Raw genomic sequence first — 22848 nt, 5'->3', positions numbered from 1 at the left:
TGATTCGTTCAAGCAGAGACGCTTGCCGTTGCGAATCACCAATCACCAGTCACGAATCACTGCTTCTCCGTATGCAAGCGCTTCATCGCTTCGTTGAAATCGCCGTTCACCGCCAGCGGCAGCACATCGAGCGCGTCATCGATCGCCCGTCCGATCAATATTTCGTCAACCTTGTCCGGGCCGCCCTTCAGCAGCCACGGCGTGACCTTGTCCTTGTTCCCGGGATGGCCGATACCGATCCGCAGGCGATGGAACTTGCCGTGGCCCAGCATGGCCATCGTGTCGCGCACGCCGTTCTGGCCACCATGCCCGCCGTCGAATTTCAAACGAACGATACCCGGCGCCAGATCCAACTCGTCGTGCGCCACCAGACACTCTTCGGGCTCGATCTTCCAGAAACGCAGCGCGGCGCCGATCGATTTGCCGCTGAGGTTCATGTATGTGGCGGGCTTGAGCAGCCACACCGATCGTCCTGCGATTTCCGCTTTGGCGGTCTCGCCGAACAGTTTGGATTCCACCGAGAAACGCGCTCCGGTTTTCGCAGCGAGCGCATCGACAAACCAGAACCCGGCGTTGTGTCGGGTCCTGGCGTGTTCCGGGCCCGGGTTGCCGAGGCCGACGATCAGGCGCAAACCAGCCATCTCTCGTCCTCATCCCGAACGAAGTGAGGGACCTGCTTTCCAGCAGATCCCCCGCAAGCCGGCAAAAAGCAACGTCGCGTCGCGACGATCACTCCTTGTCGTTCTCCTTGTCGCCTTCGTCGTCGGCAACCTTGGCGGCCGGCACTTCGGCAGCCGCTTCGCCTTCGGCAGCCGCTTCCTCGACCTCTTCCTTGACGAAACGAGCAACGACCACCGCCACGTCGTGGTCGGCGCCGAGCTTGAGCTCGGGCACTTCCACGCCGGCCGGCAGCTTGACCTGCGACAGGTGGACCGTGTCGCCAACCGCAAGCGCGGACAGGTCGATCTCGATGAACTCCGGCAGGTCCTTCGGCAGGCAGCTGATCTGCACTTCGGTCAGCTCGTGCGTGACCGCGACACCGGCGGCCTTGCCGGCCGGCGACTTCTCTTCGTTGATGAAGTGCAGCGGCACCGCGACGCGGATCGCCTCGTTGGCGCTGACGCGCTGGAAGTCCAGGTGCATGATCAGCTGCTTGTACGGATGGCGCTGCATGTCACGCAGCAGCACCTGCTCGGCCTTGCCGTCGACATCCAGGGTCAGGATCGACGAGTAGAACCACTCGTTCTGGCTGGCCAGCCAGGTCTTCTCGTGCTCGAGCTGGACGCTCTGCGGCTCGGCCTGGCCGCCATAGACGATGGCGGGGATCTGACCGGCGCGACGCAGGCGGCGGCTCGCACCCTTGCCTTCGTCGCCGCGCACGGCAGCTGCGATTTTGTGTTCGGTAGCCATTTTCACTTACTCACTTCGTTGCGATGAAGCCGCATCACTGCGGCGGTTGGACTCCCCCGCGACCAGGGGAGCCTGCGTTCCCGGGAATCGGGAATCGGGAATGGAGAATCGTTGAAAGCGGATCCCTCGCCACGCTCGGGATGACAGCTCTTGTTTTAAAACGATTCCCTATTCCCCATTCTCGAAATCCCGGCTTTCAATCCACATACAGCGAACTCACCGACTCGCCGAACGCGATGCGCCGGATCGTCTCCGCCAGCAGTTCCGCGACGCTGAGCTGGCGGATCTTGCCGCAGGCCCGTGCCGCCGCCGACAGCGGGATGGTGTCGGTGACGACCAGTTCGTCCAGCTGCGAGCCGGTCAGGTTGTCGATCGCCGCGCCCGACAGCACCGGATGCGTGCAGTACGCGACCACCTTGATCGCGCCCTGCGCCTTCAGCGCACCCGCCGCCGCGCACAGCGTGCCGGCGGTGTCGACGATGTCGTCAACCAGCACGCAGGCCTTGCCCGACACGTCGCCGATGATGTTCATCACCGTGGCGACGTTGGCCTTCGGCCGGCGCTTGTCGATGATCGCCAGGTCGGCGTCGTCGAGGCGCTTGGCGATGGCCCGGGCACGCACCACGCCGCCGACGTCCGGCGATACCACCACCAGGTTGTCGGTGCCGTGCGTGCGCCAGATGTCGGCCAGCAGCAGCGGCGAGGCGTAGACGTTGTCGACCGGCACGTCGAAGAAACCCTGGATCTGGTCGGCGTGCAGGTCGATGGTCAGCACGCGGTCGGTGCCCACCGTCGAGAACATCTGCGCGGCGACCTTGGCGGTGATCGGCACGCGCGCCGATCGTGGGCGCCGGTCCTGGCGCGCATAACCGAAGTACGGCACCACCGCGGTCACCTTGCTGGCCGAGGCGCGCTTGAGCGCGTCCACCAGCACCAGCAGTTCGAACAGGTTCTCCGCGCTGGGCGCGCAGGTCGGCTGCAGCACGAAGACGTCCTGGCCGCGGACGTTCTCCTCGATCTCGATCTGCACCTCGCCATCGGAAAAGCGCCCGACCAGCGCCTTGCCCATGCGGATGCCCAGTTCCTTGCACACCGACATCGCCAGCGGCCGGTTGGCATTGCCGCTGAACACCAGCAGGTTGCGATCGTCTTGCATTTTTACTCCGCGTCGCTCTGACCGTTGCGGGTGAGTGGAACGGGAATCGGGAATTGAGAATAGGGAATCGTAAAAGCGGTGAAACGACGACTGCTTTTACGATTCCCTATTCCCGATTCTCCATTCCCGCAAAATTTGGCAGGGGCGGTAGGATTCGAACCTACGAATGCCAGGATCAAAACCTGGTGCCTTGGGCCTCTTGGCGACGCCCCTGCGGTTACCTGGTTCCAAGCGCCCTGTGCAATGGCGATTCCGTTGCGCCCCGCGCGATCCAGCCTTGCAGGCCTGGCGGCAATGCCGCCAGTCCGGCTTCGGCCGCGTCGCGATCGACGAATTCAACGAAACAGCCGCTGCCCGACCCGGTCAGGCGTGGCGTGCCGATCCGCGACAGCGCTGCGAAGGCGGCCTCCACGGCCGGCTCGCGGCGGCGCAGCACCGGCTCGAACGCATTGCCGAGCGGAACACCCGAAACGAAGTCGGACATTGTCGCGGGCGGCGAATCGCGCGTCAATTCAGGGGCTTGGAATAACTCCGCGGTGGCGGCATGAACGCCCGGAGCCACCAGCACGTACCAGGCCGGCGGCAACGCCATCGGGGTCAGTTCCTCGCCCACGCCCTCTGCCCAGGCGTTCTCGCCGCGGACGAAGACCGGCACGTCGGCGCCCAGCCGCAGGCCCAACTCGGCCAGTTCATCGACCGGCAAGTCCAGTCCCCAGAGGTGATTCAGCGCCACCAGCACGGTGGCGGCGTTGGACGAGCCGCCACCGAAGCCGCCACCGACCGGGATCCGTTTTTCGAGGACGATATCGGCACCTTCACTGATTTTGGCGTGCTTTTTCAGGATTTCGGCGGCGCGCACCGCCAGATCCCGATGTGCGGCCACCGCCGGCGCCGATTCGCCATGTCGATGAATTTGGCCGTCTCCGCGCACGCGCAGCCGCAGGGTGTCGCCCCATTCCAGCAGCCGGAACACGGTCTGCAACTGGTGATAGCCGTCGGCACGGCGCCCGGTGATGCGCAGGAACAGGTTGAGCTTGGCCGGCGCTGGCCAGACCGACCAGTCGGCGCCGCTCATGGTGCGCCTGCGCCGTCCCAGCGATCCACGACCAGCCGCACCCGGGCCTGGTCGCGCTGCGCGTTGAGGCGGTTCGGCAAGGCGAAGCCGTCGTTTCCGGCCTGCATCTGCCATGCGCTGTAGTCGATGGTCCAGCCTGCCTGCTCGATGCGGGCGAGGCGGTGGTCGGATCCGAAGGCCAACGTGGCCGGACCGAAAACAGCCTCGTCGGCGCGCACGCCACGGACCCAGGACGACAGCGCGGCCACCGGAATTTCCCAACCGGTCGCTTCGCGCAGCAATCGCTCCGGATCGCTGCCGGTGCGCGTGCCGCCTTCCAGGCCTTCCAGTCGAGCCGCGGCGGCATCGCCACTGAGACGCCAGCTCTGCCGCGTCACCGGCGCGCTCAATGAGACTTCATAGGTGTCGCCCTGCTGGCGCCAGTCGAGGCTGCCGCTGCCGCCGTCGCGTCCGTTGGACAAGGCGACCCGTCCGTGCAGCGACCAGGACGGCACCGCGCGGATCTTTGCTTCATGCGTGGCTTGCCGCGCCTGCGCGTCGGCGAGTTCCTGCGGCGACAGCGACGGCAATGGCGCGCGCACGGTCCGTGGCACGCAGGCAGCGAGCAGCAGCGCCATGACAGCGAGCAGCAGCGTGTTGCGCCCTGCCAGTGCAGGATGGAATGGCATGTTTTCGACTGCTGCGGCGAAGCGCGCGTGTTCTGGAAGCATCGACATCCTCACGCGCCGGTCTTGGACAAGGCGCGCTTCAGCGAGCGGTTTTCCGGATCGAGCTTGCGTGCCTCGTCGAAATACCTGCGCGCTTCCTCCTTGCGGCCGGTCATCCACAACACCTCGCCGATGTGCGCGGCGATTTCCGGATCCTTCTGCAGGGTGAACGCGCGCCGCAGCTGCACCAGCGCTTCCTCGTTGCGACCGAGGCGATACAGCACCCAGCCGTGGCTGTCGATGATCGCCGCGTTGCCGGGCTCGGCGGCACGGGCGCGATCGATCAGTTCCATCGCCTCGGCGTATCGCGTGGTGCGATCGGCGAGTGTGTAGCCGAGCGCGTTGAGCGCAGCGACGTTTTCCGGATCGGCGACCAGCAGCTTGCGCAGGTCCGCCTCGGCGCGATCGATCCGGTCGCGGCGCTCCCAGGCCAGCGCGCGCGAATACAGCAGCGCGCCGTCGTCAGGATACGCGGCCAGCCCACGCGCGTAGACATCCAGCTCGCCGGCATCGTCCTTGTCCTCGGTGCGCAGTTCGGCCTCGAGCAGATAGGCGTTGCGGCGCACTTCCTCGTCGGCGCTGGCGTCGGACTGCAGCTTGCGCACCTCGGCGTAGGCCTCGTCCCGGCGCTCGAGCTTGTGCAGCACGTTGACCGTGCGCAGTCGTGCCTCCCAACGCTCCTGCCCGCCCGGCACGCCGCGATACCACTCCAGCGCCTCGTCGTAGCGTTCCAGGAATTCGGCGATCTGGCCCAGCAACAGGCGCCGCGAGGGATTCGGCTGCGTGCCTTGCTTGCGCAACTCGTCGTACAGCGCGGTCAAGGCGGCGTTGTCCTCGGACTTGGCCAGCAGCGAGGCGCGCATCCCATAACTGCGATCGTCCTGTGGGCCTTGCGACAGCACGCCAGCGGCGGCGACCGGGTCGCCGAGCTGGTCGTATTCGGCTGCCATCGCGCGCCGGATGTCGGGATCGCGTTCTGCCTTCGGCATCAACCGGGCCAGCGCTTCCCGGGCTTCCGCGGTCTTGCCGGCTTCGCGCAGCTGGCTGGCGCGCAGCAGCGCCACGCGCGGCTCGCCGGGGAATCGCTGCACCACTTCGCCGACGATGCGCTCGGCCAGCGCCTGCTCGTCGAGCCGCTGCGCCAGGCCACCGAAGGCCAGCCAGGCCTGCAGCTGGTTGGGGATCGCGTTGTCGTCGATCATCTCGCCGAGCAGGCGCGCGGCCAGCTTGGGATCCTTGGCGCCGCTGCCCAGCGCCACGAAGGCATGCGCCCAGGCGGACTTGTCCGGATCGCGCAGCAACGCTTCCAGCTGCCGCCGCGCCGCCCTGGCATCGCCACGACGCAGCGACAGCGTGGCTTCGGCGGTACGCGTCGCCAGCGAATTCGGCGACTGCCGGCGCCAGAGGTCGAGCGCCTCGGCGGCGCGGGCATCGTCATTGGCAAGCAGGGCGATACGGGTCGCACGCTCGGCCAGGCCGGTATCGCCAGAAACGCGGGCGGCTTCCAGATACCAGCGCGCGGCCTCGTCCAGTTGCCCGCCCTGCAGCGCGAATTCGCCGGCGATGACCGGTTCCAGCGCACCTGCCGGCGGCTTGACCGGTTTCGCGGCCCAGGCCTGCGTGCCCAGCAGCAATACAAGCCAGAAGACCGCGAGCAGGCTGCGGACGCTCACCCAGCGCCGGTTCGCGCGTCCCGGATACGGGCTCACGACCTTGCTGCGGAGAAAACCAACGAATACGGGCATCAGGCGACCGGGGGCCGGTAAAATGGCCGCTTGGAAGTGAATCGCTAGCTTAATCGCAAGCCGCTGAATATGCCGCTGTACGCATTGGGACTGAACCACCAGACCGCGCCGGTCAGCCTGCGCGAGCGCGTCGCGTTCGACGCCGCCGCAGTACCGGCCGCGCTGGCCGCGGTCCGCGCGTTGCCGCCGGTGCGCGAAGTCGCGCTGCTTTCCACCTGCAACCGCACCGAGTTGTACGCGGTGGTCGACGACGACGGCAGCAGCGTGCGCCAGTGGCTGGCCACGCATCCGGATGGCAGCGAGGACCTGCACGCCTACCTCTACGGCCATCACGACCTGGATGCGGTGCGTCATCTGTTCCGCGTCGCCAGTGGCCTGGATTCGCTGGTGCTCGGCGAGCCACAGATCCTCGGCCAGGTGAAGGATGCCTGGGCCGCGGCACGCGCGGCCGGCACTCTAGGCAGCGGACTCGACCGCCTGTTCCAGCAGGCCTTCGCCACCGCCAAGCGCGCGCGCACCGACACCCGCATCGGCGCGCATCCGGTATCGGTGGCCTCGGCAGCTGTGCGTCTGGCGCAGAACGCATTCGCAAGGCTGGACGAATCGACCGCGCTGCTGATCGGCGCCGGCGAGACCATCGAACTGGCTGCGCGTCATCTCAGCGAAGGCAAGGTTAAGCGCCTGCTGATCGCCAACCGCACGCTGGCGCACGCTCAGGACATCGCCTCGCGCCACGGCGGCGTCGCATTGCCGCTGGCCGAACTGGAGCGCCACCTGGCCGAAGCCGACCTGGTGCTGTCGGCCACCGCCAGCCGCGACACCGTGGTCAAGCGTGCGCAGGTACAGAATGCATTGGCGACTCGCCGGCACCGGCCGATGATGCTGATGGACCTGGCCGTGCCGCGCGACATCGACGCGGATGTCGCGCAACTCAAGGACGCCTTCCTCTACACCATCGACGACCTGGAGCGCGCCGTTGAGGACAACCGCCGCAGCCGCCGTGAAGCGGCGGCCGAAGCCGAGGCGATCATCGACCTGCAGGCCGCCCGCTTCATCGAAACCAGCAACGCCAGCGCGCGCCATGCGCCGCTGAAACGCCTGCGCGCGCACGGCGACAGTGCGCGCACGGAAGCGCTGGCCAAGGCACGGCGCGAACTGGCCGCCGGCACCGACCCCAACGCCGTGCTCGACCTGCTCGCGCACACGCTGACCAATCGCCTGCTGCATGCGCCGACCGTGGCGCTGCGCGAAGCGGCGCTGGCCGGCGATAGCGAGCTGGCACGCGCCGCCGACAAGCTGTTCCCGCCACTGACGGACAACGAACAAGACGATGCAAGCTAACCTGCGCCGCAAGCTTGAGGCATTGGCCGAACGGCGCGAGGAACTGGAACGGCTGCTGTCGGATCCAGGCGTGATCGCCGACGCCGAACGCTTCCGCAATCATTCGCGCGAGTTCGCGCAACTGGAACCGGTCGCCAACGCGCTGGCGCGCGAGGCGAAGGCCCGGCACGACCTCGCCAGCGCCGAAGCGATGCGCGGCGATCCTGAAATGCGCGAACTGGCCGAAGAGGAAATCGCCGCGGCCAGCGCGCGCCTGGAAGCGCTGGACAACGAATTGATGGCGTTCCTGGTACCCCGCGACGCGCGCGACGACGGTGGCCTGTACCTGGAAGTACGCGCCGGCACCGGCGGCGACGAAGCAGCGATCTTCGCCGGCGATCTGTTCCGCATGTACGCGCGCTATGCCGAGCGCCAGGGCTGGAAGGTCGAGATCGAATCGGCCAGTCCCGGCGAGCATGGCGGCTACAAGGAAATCGTCGCCCGCATCGAGGGTCGCGGCGCCTACTCCCGGCTCAAGTTCGAATCCGGCACGCATCGCGTGCAGCGCGTGCCGGAAACAGAATCGCAGGGCCGCATCCATACCTCGGCAGCGACGGTGGCGATCATCGCCGAGGACACCAGCGATATCGCGATCGAAATCAATCCGGCCGACCTGCGGATCGACACCTTCCGTTCTTCCGGTGCCGGCGGCCAGCACGTCAACAAGACCGAATCGGCGATCCGCATCACCCACGTGCCCAGCGGCGTGGTGGTGGAGAACCAGACCGAACGCTCGCAGCATGCCAATCGCGACAAGGCGATGAAGCGCCTGAAGGCGATGCTGGTCGAGACCGAGATCGCCAAGCGCGAAGCCGCGCAGGCGCAGGACCGCAAACTGCAGGTCGGCAGTGGCGACCGCAGCCAGCGCATCCGCACCTACAACTATCCGCAGGGCCGCATCACCGACCACCGTGTCGAGGGATTGACCCTGTACGACCTGCCCAACGTGCTCGAAGGCAACCTGGATGCGCTGATCGAACGGCTCAGCCGCGAGCACCAGGCCGACGAACTCGCCCGCATGACCGAGGCCGCATGACCATGCACATCACACGCGCCACGCTGGTAGATATCGACGCGGTCGCGCCGCTGTTCGACGCCTACCGCCGCTTCTACGGCCAGCCGTCCGACCTGCAGCGTGCGCGCGAATGGTTGCAGGCGCGCATGCAGGCCAACGAATCGATCGTGCTGCTGGCCACAGGCGGCGGCAAGGCCGTCGGCTTCGTACAGCTCTATCCGATGTTCTCCTCGGTCGGCACGGCGCGAACCTGGATCCTCAACGATCTTTACGTGGATGCCCGCGCGCGGCGCGGCGGCGTCGCACGCGCCCTGCTCGACGCTGCCGCCGACTTCGCGCGCAACGACGGCGCGCGCAGCATCGTACTGGAGACGACTCGCGACAACGCGCCGGCACGCGCGCTATATCGCAATGCGGGTTGGCACGAGGACGAGACGCAGTGGTACTCGCTGGCGCTCAAGTAGTTCGCGTAGCCGATAAGCGCCACGCAACCGGCTACGGTCCTTGCCCCAAATATCCACGGGCAAATGTCGAAGCAACAGAAGGAATGTCAGCCGCCACGAATGAAGCTCATCACTCGTGGGCCACGACAACGACGTCTGCCAATGAGGTTTCGGGCCCTTATCTTTTGGTTACTTTCTTGATTCGCGCCGTCCATGCCGCTCACCCTTCGGGCCGGCTTCGCCGTTCGCGCGCGCTCCCGGCGCACGCAGTGGGCCCGCAAGGAAAGTGACCCGCCGCAAGGCGGAAGCTTTGCTTTCCATGCCACCAGCTGCATGCAAGCGGCATACGATTCATGCCGTCATCCCGGCGAAAGCCAGGATCCAGGCTTTCCGACGTCTGCATAACGGCAGGCGACCACGGCATGCGTTGCCACCATGCGCTAGGCTTGCCCCATGACTGCCATCCCCAACTCCATCGCTCTGAACCTCTGCGTGCTCACCGTGTCGGATTCGCGCACGCCTGAAACCGACACTTCCGGCGACTACCTGGCATCCGCACTGCAGGACGCGGGCCACCGGCTCGCCGACCGCGCGCTGCTGCCCGACGACCGTTATCGCCTCCGCGCCGTGGTCTCGCAATGGATCGCCGATCCCGACATCGATGGCGTGCTGGTCACCGGCGGCACCGGCTTCACCGGCCGCGATTCGACACCGGAAGCCCTGCTGCCGCTGCTCGACAAGGAGATGCCGGGCTTCGGCGAATTGTTCCGCGCGATCTCGTTCGAGGAGATTGGTACGTCGTCGCTGCAGTCGCGCGCGTTCGCGGGCCTGGCCAATGCGACCTTCGTGTTCTGCCTGCCCGGTTCGACCTCGGCCTGCCGCACCGCGTGGGAAAAGATCATCCGCACGCAACTCGATGCGCGTACCCGGCCCTGCAATCTCGCCACCTTGAAGCCGCGGCTGAAGGAGTGAAGATGTCGATCGATGCCACCTTGCGCTTGCTTGCCAAAGCACGTGGCCTCAGCGCCACCGACATCGCCACCGCGATACCGCGTGCGGGCGCGGCCACCGTATCGGCCTGGCTGCGCGGCGAAAAGCTGCCCGGCAAGGATCAGCTCGATGCGCTGGCGAGGACGTTCGGCGTCCCGGCTGGCGCCTTGCTGGCGGAACTGGCGCGCACGCTCGATCCGGCCCGCACCCAGGGCGAGCACGACCTGCTGGCCGCCTACCGCGCGCTCAATACCCGGCAACAGGGTGCGCTGCTGGAAGTGTCGCGCAGCATGGCCGGCACACGCGCAACGCGACGGAAGCCGTAGCCGGGGCGCCCTCCGCGGAGCCGGGATCCCATCCGACGTGCCATCCACAGAGGCCGCGATGAAGCAGCTCAAGCGCAAGGAATACGAGGCACTGCTGGAACCGATGCAGGTCGACCTGGTCGCGATGGCACGCTGGATCGCCGCTACTGGCCGGCGACTGGTGGTGCTGTTCGAAGGCCGCGATACGGCCGGCAAGGGCGGCACGATCGACGCGGTCCGCGAATACCTCAATCCGCGCCAGTGCCGCGTGGTCGCGCTGCCGAAACCGGGAGAGCGCGAGTCGACGCAATGGTATTTCCAGCGCTATGCCGCGCAACTGCCCGCCGCCGGCGAAATCGTGCTGTTCGACCGCAGCTGGTACAACCGTGCCGGCGTCGAGAAGGTGATGGGCTTTGTCAGCGACGCGCAGGTCAAGGCTTTCCTGCAGCAGGCGCCGGCGTTCGAGAAGCAACTCGTCGATGACGGCATCCTGCTGTTCAAGTACTGGCTGTGCTGCGATCAGGCGCGACAGGAGGAACGTTTCGCCGAGCGGCTGCGGGATCCGTTGAAAAGCTGGAAGCTATCGCCCGTCGATGTCGAGGCACGCAGCCAGTACGCCGAGTACACGCGTGCGCGCGACGCGATGCTCAAGGCCACGCACAACGACATCGCGCCGTGGACGCTGGTCGACTTCAACGACCAGAAGCGCGGTCGGCTGACCCTGATCCGCAACCTGCTCGACCGCCTGCCCGACACGCACGTGCCTGAGACGACGCCGGCATTCCCGCCGCTGCCAGGCAAGCCGCTGAAGGAGCGGTACCGGGTATTGAAGCCGATCGCGGCTTTCGACGCCTAGGACCCCGCGCCTGCAGGCGGATTCCAGAGTCTGATCGGGCGTATGCCGGCTGCCTTTTCCGCGGCTTCCGCGAGCATGGCCAGCTCGGCCAGGTTTTCCCGGTACAGATGCGCGACGGCATCGTCCATGGGCGACATCGCACGCAAGTACGCCAGGCGGTCGCCGTGCGCATCGATCACCTTCGCGCAGCGGGATAGCAGGTACTGGCGCAGGTCGCGATCGCTGCCCGGGACCGGCACGCCCGCGGCGCGCCCCAGCCATTCCTGGCAGCGATCGTGGTAACGGTGGGCCAGTTCGTACATCGCCTCGAGGATGGCCTCGTCTTCGCCGCCGCGCCCGCGGCCACGACCCAGCGCATCGACGCTGCAACGCAATTCCGACATTTCCTCACGGCGCGGCGACAGGTCATGCAACGACTGGATCAACTTCGACCGTTGCCGTGCCACGGCCTGCGCGTCGACGGGCATCGCCGACATGGCACATTCGATCCGTCGCGCGAACAGCGCCAGCGCCCGCCGCACCAGGCGCAGGTCGGCGTGCCCGGGCGCCTGCAGCTGCGCGTATTCGATGCGCAGCTGCGCGGCATCCGGTTCCGCCCCGTTGGGCATGCGGAACTCGAGGTGCTGGTCGATCAATACCAGCCAGAACGCCAAGGTCCTGCGCCGCTTGTCCTGCTGACGCAGCCGCTGCCAGGCCGGGACCACATCGGGCGCCATGCCGCGGAGCTGGTCGATGCATTCCTGCCAGCCCAGACCGGCCCATTCGGGCATGCCTGCCGCCTCTGGCGACAACAGCCGGCAATCATCGAGCATGTCGTTGCCGTAACGTTTCAATGCCGCTTCGGCAGCGGCCGGCAGCTTGTTGAGTTCGAGCACCTCGCCGGCATCCACCAGTTGCTGCGGCGAATAACTCAGGCCCATGTCGCGGTAATAGCTTTGCGTGACCCGCGCCGACAAGGCCGCGAAGTTGTCGAACAACAGGCTGGCGGGACGCTCGTCCAGGAACAACCCGGGCGCCTGCAATCGCTCGGCATTGGCGATGCGGCTCTGGTCGGCGGGATGGGAATCCCAGTATCTGGTTTCGACATTGCCATCGAGCTCATCGGCCAGACTGGTCCATGCCGCGGCATCCAGGTGTTCCAGCCTGGACTTCACCGCGGCCGGCAGGTCGGCTGCGAGCTTGCCCTCGCGCCACGCCAGCGCATTGCTGCCGTCGGCTTCCCGGAATGCGCGCGAAAGCGCGCGCAGCTGCAACGCAGTGGCGCGAAAGCAGGCGCTGCCCGAAACCAGCGCTTCGTAACGGTCGGCATCGAACTCCATTTCCTGCGACAGCCGCCGGCTGATGCGGAAGCTGATCTGGAACAGACCGCGCATGAGCAATCGCGTCACCCACAACCCGAGGCTTGCCGTACCGGTAAGCAGGTATACGTAGAAGTTGTCGCTCTCCTCGCCCCAACGCTCCAGACGTTCATCCCATTCGTCGGGATGATAGGCGCGCGATTCGAGCCAACGGTTCACCGTGTTGATGACGAATGAACAACGCATGCCCGCGCCTTGCGCGAAATGCCCGAACTCATGTGACAGCACGCCCACCAGCTGGCGCGAACTCAGACCTGCCACCAGCGGCAGGCCGATGCTCAGCTGCTTGCGTCCGCCGAGCAGTCCCCGCAGGCCATGCTCGAACTGCACCCAGGCATTGACCTGGTAGTTCAGCTGGATCGCACTGGGGGGCCGCACGCCAATGGCCCGGCACAGCGCGTGTATGGCGGCAACGAATTGCCGTTCTTCGTTGTCGGCAAGTTGCACTGGCGGGTGTTGTTTGGCCCGCGGCGCAAAAAAAGGCTTGAGCATGAACAGGATGACGACGACGCCGACGAATCCCGGGACGATGAACACCAGCAGGCGACCGATGATGCCGCCGCGCTCGAGCTCCATTGCCGGGCCGGTGTAATAGCCATGCAATAGCCAGCCGACACCGATGACCAGGCCGGCGTAGATCACCGGCACCAGCACGCAGAACAAGGTCACCAGGCCCAGGCTGAGCTGGTACAAAGGCTTGCTGCGTGGTCGCTGCACCGCCCCCGGTGGAATCCGCGCCAGCAGTGCTGCTGGCGCAGGCATCGCTTCTTCGCTGCAATCCGCGCCGGATTGCAGGCTTGTCGCCGATTGCTGCATGCGCGCGCCCCCTTGCGCCACGAATACCCGACTGCGCGGCCCACCCGGCCACCCTCGCGGTCACCTGCAGGAATGAATCCCCGTCCCCGCGCCGCATCCTACTGCAAAGTCCGTGGCGATCACCACGAGGATTGGCGGCACGTGGGCCGCGTGCATCAGTCCGTGAGGAAGCCCGCAGGGCCGGTTGCTTCCTCGACGTCTACGCGCTCCACCGCATGCACCCGCGCCATCGGAGGCCCCTGCTGCAGCCACAGCGCGACTGCTTCGATATCCGCTGCTTCGCCAACGAGCAGCACATCGACGCGACCATCCGGCAGGTTCTTCGCATGTCCACGCAGGCCGTGCAGCAGCGCCTGTTCGCGCGTCGAGGCGCGAAAGAAAACTCCTTGCACCTTGCCGCTGACGAGGAAGCGTGCGGCGGCCATCACGCGCCTACTTTCGGCCCGCCCGCGGCGGCGATGGCCGCTTCGATCTCCTTCGCGGTCACCGGGCCGAGGAAACGCTTGGCCACCTTGCCGTCCGGCGCGATCAGGTAGGTCATCGGCAGGCCGCGCGGCGTTTCGAAATCCTTCGGCGGATCGTATACATCGAGGATCGCCACCGGATACGCGACCGGATGTTCGACCAGGAACGCGCGCATCGCTTCCGGCTCGATTTCCTCGTAGGCCAGGCCGACCACTTCGATGTGCTCGCGCATCGCATCCAGCGCCGACAACTCCGGCATTTCCTTCAGGCACGGCGCGCACCAGGTTGCCCAGAAGTTGACCACTACCCACCGGCCGCGATGCGTGGCCAGGTCGAAGGGTTTTCCATCGAGGGTGGCGAGTTGCAGCGTCGGCACGGTCGGTGTCGGCGTGGCAGCGGGTTCGGCTGGCGCTTCCGGACTCTTTGTCCGGGCCGGCTGCGAGGCCTCTTCGCCGCTGGGCCTGGCGCATGCGGCAAGCAGGGCCGCGATCAGCAGGAACGACAGTTTGTTCGCGGTCATGCGCTTTCCTTCCCGGTCTTGTAGAGATCGCCCACGCGTTTCCTGAGCAGGTCGCGTAACGGCAGGCGCAGTTCATCGACGGCCTCGAGCGCCGCCTTGCCGAGCGAATCATCGTGGCACGGCAGCACGGCTTCGGCGATCGGAATACGCAGATTGCAGGCCTCGTACAACTCGGCCATGGTCAACGTGTCCAGGTCGCGTGCCAGCAGCCACTCGCCGGTTTCGGCGCGACTGAGCAGCCCGATCCCGCTGAGCTGGGCCAGCATGTGCTGCACCAATGCGTCGGTGAGCATCGGCTCCATGAGCTGGATCTGGTCGGTGTGCAGACCTCGTCCCTGTGCGCGTTGCGCATCGAATCGTCCCAGCAGGCGCAGCAGGGCATATAGCTCGTGACCCTGCGGCAGGCGCATCGTCGCCGGCTGGTAACGGAAAGCCGACATCGACGATGCGAACGACGCGCCCAGCAGCACCGCCACCCAGCTCAGGTAGATCCACAGCAGGAAGATCGGCACGAACGCGACCGCGCCATAGATCTTCTGGTATGCACCGGCACTGCCGAGGAACAGGCCCAGCCCGGTCTTGATCGCCTCGAACACCAGCACCGCCAGCAGCGCGCCGGCGATCGCGTGCCGCCATTGCACGGTGCGGTGCGGCACGACGCGATAGATCGCCGCGAACGCGGCCAGTTCGATCAGCATCGGCGTCAGCCGCAACATCAGGTCTTCCAGCCAGCGTCCGGGCTCGGTGTCGAAGATCGCCAGCGCGAAGAACTGCGCCGACAGTGCCAGGCTCGCCGCGGCGACCAGCGCGCCGAGCGTGAGCACGGTCCAGTACACCAGGAACCGGCTCAGCCGGGGGCGCGCGATCTCCACGCGCCAGACGCGGTTGAACGTGGTTTCCACGCCGGTCAGGGTGATCAGCAGCGACACCACCAGCGCGACGATGCCGATGGCGGTTAGCTGGCCCGCACTTTTCGAAAAGCCCCTGAGGTAATCCTCGACCGCGCGCGCCGAGGACGGTACGAAATTGGAGAAGATGTAGTCGCTGAGCATCTCGCTCCACCGGTCGAATACCGGGAACGCCGACAGCACGCCGAACACCACGATGCTCAGCGGCACCAGCGCGAACACGGTCGTGTACGACAGCGAGCCCGCCGCCTCGAACAGGCGGTCGTCGAGGAAGCGACGCCACAGGAAACGGAAGAAGGTACTGGCGCGCGCGCGATCGCGCAGGCGATCGCTCCAGCGGTTCCAGGAATCGAGGGGTTCCATGGGCGAAGCGTAGCAGAGCGCCCCTCCACGCTGTCCGATGCGGCGGGACGATGGCACGATGAAAGCGCATCCCGCCAAGCGGAACCCTGTCAAACTATTCACGGTTCTTCGCCCGAGGTCCGCATGCCCGACATCCTGGTGCTCTACTACAGCCGCGGTGGCTCGGTGGCCCGACTGGCGCGCCACATCGCGCGCGGCATCGGCGAGATCGACGGCATGGCCGCGCGCATCCGCAGCGTACCGCCGGTGGCATCGACCACGGAAATCGCGACGCCGCCGGTACCAACGGACGGCGCGCCCTATGTCGATAAACGCGACCTGGCCGAGTGTGCGGGGCTTGCGATCGGCAGCCCGACCCGCTTCGGCAACATGGCCGCGCCGATGAAGCATTTCATCGATTCGCTGGGTGCCGAATGGGCCAGCGGTACGCTCGTCGGCAAGCCGGCGGCGGTGTTCACCTCGACCGCGACCATGCACGGCGGCCAGGAGTCGACGCTGCTGTCGATGATGACGCCACTGCTGCACCACGGCTGCGTGCTGGTCGGCATTCCCTATACCGAGCCGGTGTTGACCACGACGCGCACCGGCGGCACGCCGTACGGCGCCAGCCATGTCGCCGGCAGCAGCGACGATCCCGAGCCGAGCGAGGACGAAATCACGCTCGCGCGCGCGCTCGGCCGGCGTCTTGCCGCGATTGCCGCGAAACTGTCGGCGTGATGCGCCATCGCCCTGCCCTCGCGATGCTGCTGCTGATGCTGGCGGCGCTGTATGCGTTCTGGTTCGCGCGCGGCTCCGAATGGTTCGCCGTTGCCTTCTTCGCACTGCCGCCGCTGCTGCTCGCCGTCTCGGCCTTGCGTGGCGGCCGGCAGGCCGGCTACTGGTCCGGCGTGCTGGCGCTGCTGTGGTTTTCGCACGGAGTGATGGTCGCCTGGTCGCGGCCGGCAGATCGCGGCGTCGCCTGGCTGGCGATCCTGCTTGCGGTCGCCATCATCATCGTCGCCAACCTGCCGGGCCTGCGCGCGCGCTTCGGCAGGAACAAGACGGCAGAGTAAACTGCCCGCAGCACGTTTCGCTGCACCTTCGACATTCATCTGGACGCTTCCATGGAACAACTGCTCATCGTCACCACCGGCGGCACCATCGACAAGGTGTATTTCGACGACAAGTCGGATTACCAGGTCGGCGAGCCGCAGATCGGCCGGATCCTGGAAGAGCTGGGCGTGGCGTTCCGTTTCAGCGTGATCCCGATCATCCGCAAGGACTCGCTGCACATCAACGCCGAGGACCGCGAACTGATCCGCGCCGCCATCGCCGCGCAGGATGCACGGCACGTGCTGGTCACGCACGGCACCGACAGCATGGTCGAGACTGCCAAGGTACTGGCCGGGATCAAGGACAAGACGATCGTGCTGACCGGCGCGCTGAACCCCGCGCGTTTCCGCGGCTCGGATGCCGAGTTCAACATCGGTACTGCGGTCGGCGCGGTGCAGTCGTTGCCGGCCGGCGTGTACATCGCCATGAATGGGCGCGTCTGGGACCCGGCCACCGTGCGCAAGAACGTCGCCGCCAACCGTTTCGAAGCCATCGGCTGACGCATTCGAAGCACCGCCCGTCCCGGCAACGCAACTGCCGGTCCAGCCGGTGCAGGATCTGTCCGCGTATGATCGATCCGTCTAGGTGAACGGATTCCAGGCATGCCCCCGCACAGTGCCGCACCGCCGGCTGCCGGCAACGACAACACGCATGTGGAACCACGCATGGTCGGCTTGCCCGCCGATGCGATTCCGAAGATGCACGCAGTCGCCCGAGCGATCCGCGACGGTGCGGTTCCGGTAGCCGAAGCACTGCTTGGCGAACTGCTCGCCTCAACGCCGGAACACCCCGAAGCGTTGCGCCTGTACGGCATCCTCCACAATCGCTGCAATCGCCCGGACGATGCGAAGGCGGTGCTGCAGCGCGCCTTGGCGCAACGCCCGGACGACGCGCAGATCCACAACGATCTCGGCAGCGCGCTGCTGGGTTGCGGCGAACGCGAGTCGGCGTTCGACAGCTGGCGACGCGCCTGCGAACTGGCACCGACCGAACCGATGCCCTGGTACAACCTGGGCCGCAACCTGCAGCTGGAAGGCAGTACCGGGCCGGCCGTAACGGCGCTGCAGCACGCCTGCACCCTGGCGCCCGATTTCCTGCCGGCGCGGATCCTGCTCGGCGACGCGCTCGCGCACCTGGGCCGCTTCGATGAAGCCAGCGCACGGTATCGCGACGCGCTGCGATTGCATCCGGCCTGCGGCGATGCCTGGCGCGGCCTGGCCAACATCAAGATGCGGCCCTTGTCCGACAGCGACCGCGAGCAGTTGTCGACCCAGCTCCGGCGCGCCGACATTGCCGAACCCGACCGCATCGCCATGGGCTACGCCCTGGGCAAGGTCTGCGAAGACCAGGCGCGCTATCCGGAAGCCTTCGCCGTGCTGAGCGAGGCCAATGCCCGGATGCGTCGCATGGGCGCATGGAATGCGGCGACCTTCCGCGACTACGTCAGCGCGGTGATTGCCGCGAGCGAGGTCCTGCCGGAACCGCTGGATCCGAACCTGGGCAGCGAGGCGATCTTCATCGTCGGATTGCCGCGCTCCGGTTCCACGCTGTTCGAACAGATCATCGCCACGCATCCGCAGGTCGAGGGCGCCAGCGAGCTGTCCGATCTCGGCGACGTGCTGCGCGATGAATCGCTGCGCCGCAACCAGGCTTTTCCGCGCTGGGTTGCCGAGGCCGGTGCGCAGGACTGGCACAGGCTCGGCCGCGACTATCTGCAGCGCACCGCACGCTGGCGCGCGCAACGTCCACGCTTCACCGACAAGATGCCGGAAAACTGGCTTTTCACTGGCGTGCTGCGGGCGATGCTGCCGGGGGCCACGATCATCGACACGCGGCGCGATCCACTGGAAGCGGCCTGGTCCTGCTTCAAGCAGCAGTTCTACCGCCGGCCGCATTTCTCCTGCGACCTGGCCGATATCGCGGCATATCTGCAGGATTGCGCGCGTGCGATGGATCACTGGCAACGCATCGCACCGACCCGTATCCGTACCTGTTCGTACGAAGCGCTGCTGGTCGATCCCGAGCCGCAGATCCGAGAACTGCTCGCATTCTGCCGCCTGTCCTTCGAAGCGGGCTGCCTGGAATTCCATCAGAGTCCACGCAGCGTGCGTACGCCCAGCGCGTCGCAGGTTCGCCAGCCGCTGCGCCGGGATACGTCCCGTGTCGCGAACTACGGTGCGCTGCTGGACCCGCTGCGGCAGGCGTTGCAGCGCTGAGCCGAGCAGCTTCCTGTTGCTGAAGCTGCTCCGCTACGTGGTGGGCCGTCGGCACCTGCATTACTGAAATAAAAAAACCCCGGCCGTAGCCGGGGTTTTTCATGTTGCATGCTGCAAGACAAAATCAGAACGTGATGCTCCAGCTGTTGATGTAGCCGGTATCGCCGCTCGCATTGTCGTTGACGCGCAGCTTCCAGGTTCCGTTGAGCTTTTCGCTCTTCAGGTTCTTGGTGAACGTGCCCTGCACGTTGTCGGCGCTGCCGCCGGTGCGGTTGTGCAGGTTGTAGCTGCTGCCATCCGGTGCCACCAGGTCGACGCGCAGGTCGCCACGGTAGGTGTGGATGACATCCACGGTGATGCTCGCATCCTGCGGTCCGCGGCCGGTGCGGCCGGAAACCGTGATCGGGCTGGCAACCGTTGCGTTGTCGGAAATCGGCACGTCGGTGTCGTTGGTGTAGGTCTGCGGATCTTCGCCACCGGGACCGCCGTCGGTGGCGTAATCACCGACCAGGCTCACGCCCGAGAATGCCGTGTACGCCTTGAGACGGACGTTGTACGTGCCGGCCTGCGGCGCCGCGACCGTGCATACCTCTTCGTTGCCGCTCTTGTACGGACGGCAGTCCCAGTTGGCATCGGTCGGCAGCTCGCCGAACTTCATGTACATGTCCGCATCGCCGGTGCCACCGGACATGGTGAAGGTCAGGTTGGTCGCGCCTGCCGGCACCACCAGCGAGTAGTACAACGATTGACCGCTGCTGGCCGTCAGCCCGGTGACCGGCACGCCCTTGGTCAGCGGTTCGACCGTCGGCGGCTCGGGGCCACCGCCGCATTCGGCATCGACGGCGGCAAACGCGGCCGTGACGTCGGCGACATTGCGACCGAGATCCTCGGCGGCCGATTCCACGCCGCATACTGCGGTGTAGAAGTCCTCGCTCGGGGTCCAGTAATCCTGGTTGGCCTTGGCGAAGACCTCGAACGCCGTCTGCGTGTTCCAGCCGGCGGTCGTGGCCAGCGTATAGAACGCCTTGTTGTAGACGCCCGACGAATAGTGCTCGTCCATGCCGTCGAACCAGTCGTTGGCACTGCCGATCGAGATGCCGTCCAGCGGCGGGTCGGCCATGTAACGAAGTGCCTCGCCTTCGGCCTTGAAGATCTGCGCACCGACCAGGAAGTCGTTGGTGCCGCCGTTGAAGAAGTACTCGGCCGCTTCACCGGCCATGTCCGAGAACGCCTCGTTGATGCCGCCGGACTGTACTTCGCCGTAGATCAGGTCGGAGTTCTGCTCGGTGAAGCCGTGGCCGACTTCGTGCGCTGACACATCCAGGCTGACCAGCGGGTAGAACGTGCTCGCGCCGTCGCCGAAGGTCATGCCTACGCCGTCCCAGAACGCATTCTCGTAGCTGGTGCCGTAGTGCACGCGCATTTCCAGCTTCTGCGTGAGCGGCGGCTGGCCGGTATAGGCATTGAACATGTCGAACACCACGCCACCGAAATAGTGCGCGTCGTTCGCCGGCGAGAAGGCACCGTTGATCGCCTTGTAGGTGTTGCGCGGACAGGTGTACTGGAACGCGTCCTGGCCGGTCGGGATCGGATAGGTGTCGTCGTGGTTCAGGTCGATCGTGCGGACTTCGGCGTTGTCCATCGTGCAGTTGGCACCGTCCTGCAGGACGTCCAGGAAGCCGAAATCAGTGCCGTACTCGTACTGACCGGTTTTCTCGTTACCGCCGGGGCCGGTGCCGACTTCGGCCGTGGTCAGGCCTTCCCACTGCCTGAGGATCGAGCCGTTCTGCGCATCGACGATCACGAACGGGCGCGTCGGCGCACCGCCCCTGGGCACGTCGGCGAAGAAGCTGACGACATAGCTCAGGCGCGCGCGGCCGTCGTCACCGACGTATATGACTTCCTTGACGGTTTCGCGCTGCACGATCTTGTTCGACAGGGCACTGCCGAGCCTGGCGCGCTTGGCGATGGCCAGCGCCTGCGTGGTCGGGATCCTGGCGGCGACGGCCGGCAGTTCGCTGGCAAGACCGGCGACCTTGCGACCGAACAGGCGATTGGCATTGCCGTCCTTGCCTTCGCGCACGATCACGTGCTCGCCGAACACAGGGATACCCCGGAACTGCTGCTGATAGCGGTAGATGGTCGAGCCGTCATCGTCGCGGCTGGAGCGCAGCAACTTCAGGCTGGACTCGGAATCCAGGCCCACCAGTTGCGCGTGGCGATCGCCCGCTTTGGCGGGCGTGCCGGCACGAGCGGCGATGGCCTGCGACTGCTGGTTGAGTTGCGACAGATCCTGGCGTTGCAGATCGACGCGGTGCGCGGCCTGGGCGGAGGCTACCGTCAGCGCGAGCGCCAACGGAGACAATGCGATAAGACTCAAACGTTGCCTTGTGCTTCTCATGATGTGTGTGTCCCTGCAGGATTGGAAAAATTTTGGATCGCGCGCGCGCGACTTCTTTTTTTCCCGGCGAATAGAACTGCCACCAAGGCCCATCGCAAATGCGACGCAGCCCTGTCGAATCACATCAACCCCCTGTGGACCGCAAGCCGGCTAGCGATCCAAACCGGCAACCCTGGCATGGCCCGGGTTGCCGCATTCCCTTTCACTCACTCCTTCCGCTACCGCTCCAAACAAAAACGCCGCGGTGGTTGCCCCCGCGGCGTAGTGGATTACTGGCGACCAGTCGCGACCGATGCCCAAGTTACGGCATCTTCGGCGAGCGCATGCACGTACACGTACGCGCGACGCGGGTAGGTATCCGACATTCGTGATATCCCCGAACTATGGACTGACCGCTGCGGCAACCGGATCGTGACCCGGCTGCCGTTACCAGGCCGGACATCCATGTCCGAAAGTGACGGTGAACGACACTTCAGGACAGGTTCACGCTCCACGCCCGGCAAAACAAGCCTTTTAATGTGACTTTCGTCACATTTTTATCATGCGGGCGAATTTCATTGCAAGGCTTAACGAAGCGCTAACATCAGCCGCGCAGCCGACGCGTGACGCACTGCCGGATTCACGTGCGCACCGGGCGAAGAATCGCAAATGTCGCCGGACAGCAATCACGGCCCCGGCCACGGCCGGGGTCGTGATGCCTTCAGTGCAACAACTCAGAAGGTGACGCTCCAGCTGTTGATGTAGCCGGTGTCCTGCGGACCGTTGTCGTTGACCCGCAACTTCCAGGTGCCATTGAGCGGTTCGGTCGACAGGTTGCGGCTGAAGGTGCCCTGCACGTTGTCGGCACTGCCACCGCTGCGGTTGTGGATGTTGTACAGGCTGCCATCCGGCGCCACCAGATCCACCTTCAGGTCGCCCTTGTAGGTGTGCCGGATGTCTACCGTGATCGACGCATCGCTCGGCGCGTTGCCGCTGCGACCGGACACCGTCACCGGGCTGTCCACCGTGGTGTAGTCCGTCACCGGGTAGTCGGTGGTGTTGCTGTAGGTCTGCGTACCGCCACCACCGGTGTCGTAGCTGCCGGTCAGGGTGACGTTGGAGATCGCACTCCAGGCATGCACCAGCACGTGGTAGGTCCCGGCCTGCACATTGCTGATCGTGCACGTCTCGGCCGAGGTCGAGCCTTCGGAACGGCAGTCGAAGCTGGTCGTGCTGGGCTGGCTGCCGAACTTGGCATACAGGTCCGCATCGCCGCTGCCGCCGGAGGTGACAAAGCGCAGGTTGCTGGCGCCGGCCGGCACCACCAGGGTGAAGTACTGGTTGCTCTTGGACGCACCACTGATGCCGGTACGCGGCACCCCGTTCTGCAACTCGTTGCCGCCACCGCCGCCGGTGACCGTCACCGACTGGGTCTCGGTATCGGTCGCGCCCTGGTTGTCGGTCACCGTCAGGGTGACGTTGTAGGTGCCCGCGGCCGTGTACGCCTTGCTCGGGCTGGTCGCCGTGGACGTGGTGCCATCACCGAAGTTCCAGCTGCGCGAGGCGATCGAGCCGTCGCTGTCGCTGGAACTGTCGGTGAACTGCACCGTCAGGCCATTGATGCTCGAACTGAAGCCCGCCGTCGGCG

22 protein-coding genes and 1 tRNA gene are annotated in these 22848 nt (G+C 66.1%); 10 read left to right on the top strand and 13 right to left on the bottom strand.

Translation table 11 applies throughout. The features are described from left to right. Positions 1 to 56: 56 nt before the first annotated feature. From pth to IP90_RS12495, 7 genes are all read right to left on the bottom strand, one after another. A complete protein-coding gene (gene pth, locus IP90_RS12525; RefSeq protein WP_144899999.1) occupies positions 57 to 641 on the bottom strand; it encodes an aminoacyl-tRNA hydrolase in 585 nt (194 codons plus the stop codon). Between the two features lie 88 nt (positions 642 to 729). Then, complete coding sequence (locus IP90_RS12520; protein ID WP_144899998.1) at positions 730 to 1410, bottom strand: 50S ribosomal protein L25/general stress protein Ctc; 681 nt, start codon at positions 1408 to 1410, stop codon at positions 730 to 732. Between the two features lie 196 nt (positions 1411 to 1606). Beyond that, positions 1607 to 2566, bottom strand: coding sequence for a ribose-phosphate diphosphokinase (locus IP90_RS12515; RefSeq protein WP_144899997.1), 960 nt, complete (start codon positions 2564 to 2566; stop codon positions 1607 to 1609). A 136-nt stretch (positions 2567 to 2702) separates the two neighbouring features. After that, a tRNA-Gln gene (locus IP90_RS12510) sits at positions 2703 to 2779 on the bottom strand. A 4-nt stretch (positions 2780 to 2783) separates the two neighbouring features. Next, on the bottom strand, positions 2784 to 3641 hold the full coding sequence (ispE, locus tag IP90_RS12505; RefSeq protein ID WP_144899996.1) for a 4-(cytidine 5'-diphospho)-2-C-methyl-D-erythritol kinase: 858 nt from the start codon (positions 3639 to 3641) through the stop codon (positions 2784 to 2786). Further along, on the bottom strand, positions 3638 to 4357 hold the full coding sequence (lolB, locus tag IP90_RS12500) for a lipoprotein insertase outer membrane protein LolB (protein ID WP_242007590.1): 720 nt from the start codon (positions 4355 to 4357) through the stop codon (positions 3638 to 3640). The genes ispE and lolB overlap by 4 nt, the downstream gene beginning before the upstream one ends. Before the next feature lie 2 nt (positions 4358 to 4359). Continuing rightward, complete coding sequence (locus IP90_RS12495; RefSeq protein WP_144899994.1) at positions 4360 to 6093, bottom strand: tetratricopeptide repeat protein; 1734 nt, start codon at positions 6091 to 6093, stop codon at positions 4360 to 4362. Positions 6094 to 6162: 69 nt separating this feature from the next. Here IP90_RS12495 and hemA point away from each other — a divergent pair, with 69 nt between their 5' ends. The 6 genes from hemA (at position 6163) to ppk2 (ending at position 11082) form a co-directional block, all read left to right on the top strand. Continuing rightward, complete coding sequence (hemA, locus tag IP90_RS12490; protein ID WP_144899993.1) at positions 6163 to 7434, top strand: glutamyl-tRNA reductase; 1272 nt, start codon at positions 6163 to 6165, stop codon at positions 7432 to 7434. After that, the gene (gene prfA, locus IP90_RS12485) at positions 7424 to 8509 is read left to right on the top strand and encodes a peptide chain release factor 1 (protein ID WP_144899992.1); all 1086 of its coding nucleotides are present in this window, start codon (positions 7424 to 7426) and stop codon (positions 8507 to 8509) included. Before hemA ends, prfA begins: the two co-directional genes overlap by 11 nt. Further along, positions 8506 to 8952: a GNAT family N-acetyltransferase gene (locus tag IP90_RS12480; protein ID WP_144899991.1), complete on the top strand. Its 447-nt coding sequence runs from the start codon at positions 8506 to 8508 to the stop codon at positions 8950 to 8952. The genes prfA and IP90_RS12480 overlap by 4 nt, the downstream gene beginning before the upstream one ends. Before the next feature lie 432 nt (positions 8953 to 9384). Then, the gene (moaB, locus tag IP90_RS12475; RefSeq protein WP_144899990.1) at positions 9385 to 9903 is read left to right on the top strand and encodes a molybdenum cofactor biosynthesis protein B; all 519 of its coding nucleotides are present in this window, start codon (positions 9385 to 9387) and stop codon (positions 9901 to 9903) included. 2 nt (positions 9904 to 9905) lie between these two features. Next, positions 9906 to 10247 (top strand): helix-turn-helix domain-containing protein, encoded by a 342-nt coding sequence (locus IP90_RS12470; protein WP_144899989.1) that lies wholly within the window; start codon positions 9906 to 9908, stop codon positions 10245 to 10247. A 58-nt stretch (positions 10248 to 10305) separates the two neighbouring features. Continuing rightward, on the top strand, positions 10306 to 11082 hold the full coding sequence (ppk2, locus tag IP90_RS12465) for a polyphosphate kinase 2 (protein WP_144900223.1): 777 nt from the start codon (positions 10306 to 10308) through the stop codon (positions 11080 to 11082). Here ppk2 and IP90_RS12460 read toward each other — a convergent pair. The 4 genes from IP90_RS12460 to IP90_RS12445 all read right to left on the bottom strand — a co-directional run bounded on the left by IP90_RS12460 (position 11079) and on the right by IP90_RS12445 (position 15512). After that, positions 11079 to 13202: a M48 family metallopeptidase gene (locus IP90_RS12460; RefSeq protein ID WP_158635348.1), complete on the bottom strand. Its 2124-nt coding sequence runs from the start codon at positions 13200 to 13202 to the stop codon at positions 11079 to 11081. The genes ppk2 and IP90_RS12460 overlap by 4 nt on opposite strands. A 209-nt stretch (positions 13203 to 13411) precedes the next feature. After that, positions 13412 to 13681, bottom strand: a complete 270-nt coding sequence (locus IP90_RS12455; RefSeq protein WP_144899987.1) for an acylphosphatase — start codon at positions 13679 to 13681, stop codon at positions 13412 to 13414. Beyond that, positions 13681 to 14241 (bottom strand): TlpA family protein disulfide reductase, encoded by a 561-nt coding sequence (locus IP90_RS12450; protein ID WP_144899986.1) that lies wholly within the window; start codon positions 14239 to 14241, stop codon positions 13681 to 13683. Before IP90_RS12450 ends, IP90_RS12455 begins: the two co-directional genes overlap by 1 nt. Next, complete coding sequence (locus tag IP90_RS12445) at positions 14238 to 15512, bottom strand: YihY family inner membrane protein (protein WP_144899985.1); 1275 nt, start codon at positions 15510 to 15512, stop codon at positions 14238 to 14240. Before IP90_RS12445 ends, IP90_RS12450 begins: the two co-directional genes overlap by 4 nt. 123 nt (positions 15513 to 15635) lie before the next feature. Between IP90_RS12445 and wrbA the strand changes: the two genes are divergently transcribed. The 4 genes from wrbA to IP90_RS12425 all read left to right on the top strand — a co-directional run bounded on the left by wrbA (position 15636) and on the right by IP90_RS12425 (position 18820). Further along, complete coding sequence (gene wrbA / locus IP90_RS12440; protein WP_144899984.1) at positions 15636 to 16229, top strand: NAD(P)H:quinone oxidoreductase; 594 nt, start codon at positions 15636 to 15638, stop codon at positions 16227 to 16229. After that, the gene (locus IP90_RS12435) at positions 16229 to 16564 is read left to right on the top strand and encodes a DUF2069 domain-containing protein (protein ID WP_144899983.1); all 336 of its coding nucleotides are present in this window, start codon (positions 16229 to 16231) and stop codon (positions 16562 to 16564) included. Before wrbA ends, IP90_RS12435 begins: the two co-directional genes overlap by 1 nt. 51 nt (positions 16565 to 16615) lie before the next feature. Further along, on the top strand, positions 16616 to 17104 hold the full coding sequence (locus tag IP90_RS12430; protein WP_144899982.1) for an asparaginase domain-containing protein: 489 nt from the start codon (positions 16616 to 16618) through the stop codon (positions 17102 to 17104). Positions 17105 to 17206: 102 nt separating this feature from the next. Beyond that, positions 17207 to 18820: a tetratricopeptide repeat-containing sulfotransferase family protein gene (locus tag IP90_RS12425; RefSeq protein WP_144899981.1), complete on the top strand. Its 1614-nt coding sequence runs from the start codon at positions 17207 to 17209 to the stop codon at positions 18818 to 18820. A gap of 124 nt (positions 18821 to 18944) precedes the next feature. On the opposite strand, the gene IP90_RS12420 is transcribed toward IP90_RS12425, so the two are convergent. Together IP90_RS12420 and IP90_RS16650 are read right to left on the bottom strand one after the other, a co-directional pair. Then, on the bottom strand, positions 18945 to 21176 hold the full coding sequence (locus IP90_RS12420) for a M4 family metallopeptidase (protein WP_242007589.1): 2232 nt from the start codon (positions 21174 to 21176) through the stop codon (positions 18945 to 18947). A 758-nt stretch (positions 21177 to 21934) separates the two neighbouring features. After that, a partial coding sequence (locus IP90_RS16650) for a proprotein convertase P-domain-containing protein (RefSeq protein WP_158635347.1) occupies positions 21935 to 22848 on the bottom strand: 914 nt, incomplete at its 5' end.

The sequence above is a fragment of the Luteimonas cucumeris genome, assembly GCF_007830035.1.
GTDB lineage: Bacteria > Pseudomonadota > Gammaproteobacteria > Xanthomonadales > Xanthomonadaceae > Luteimonas_C > Luteimonas_C cucumeris.
The sequence above is the reverse complement of the archived record's forward strand: the minus strand, read 5'-3'. Positions and strand labels throughout refer to the sequence as shown.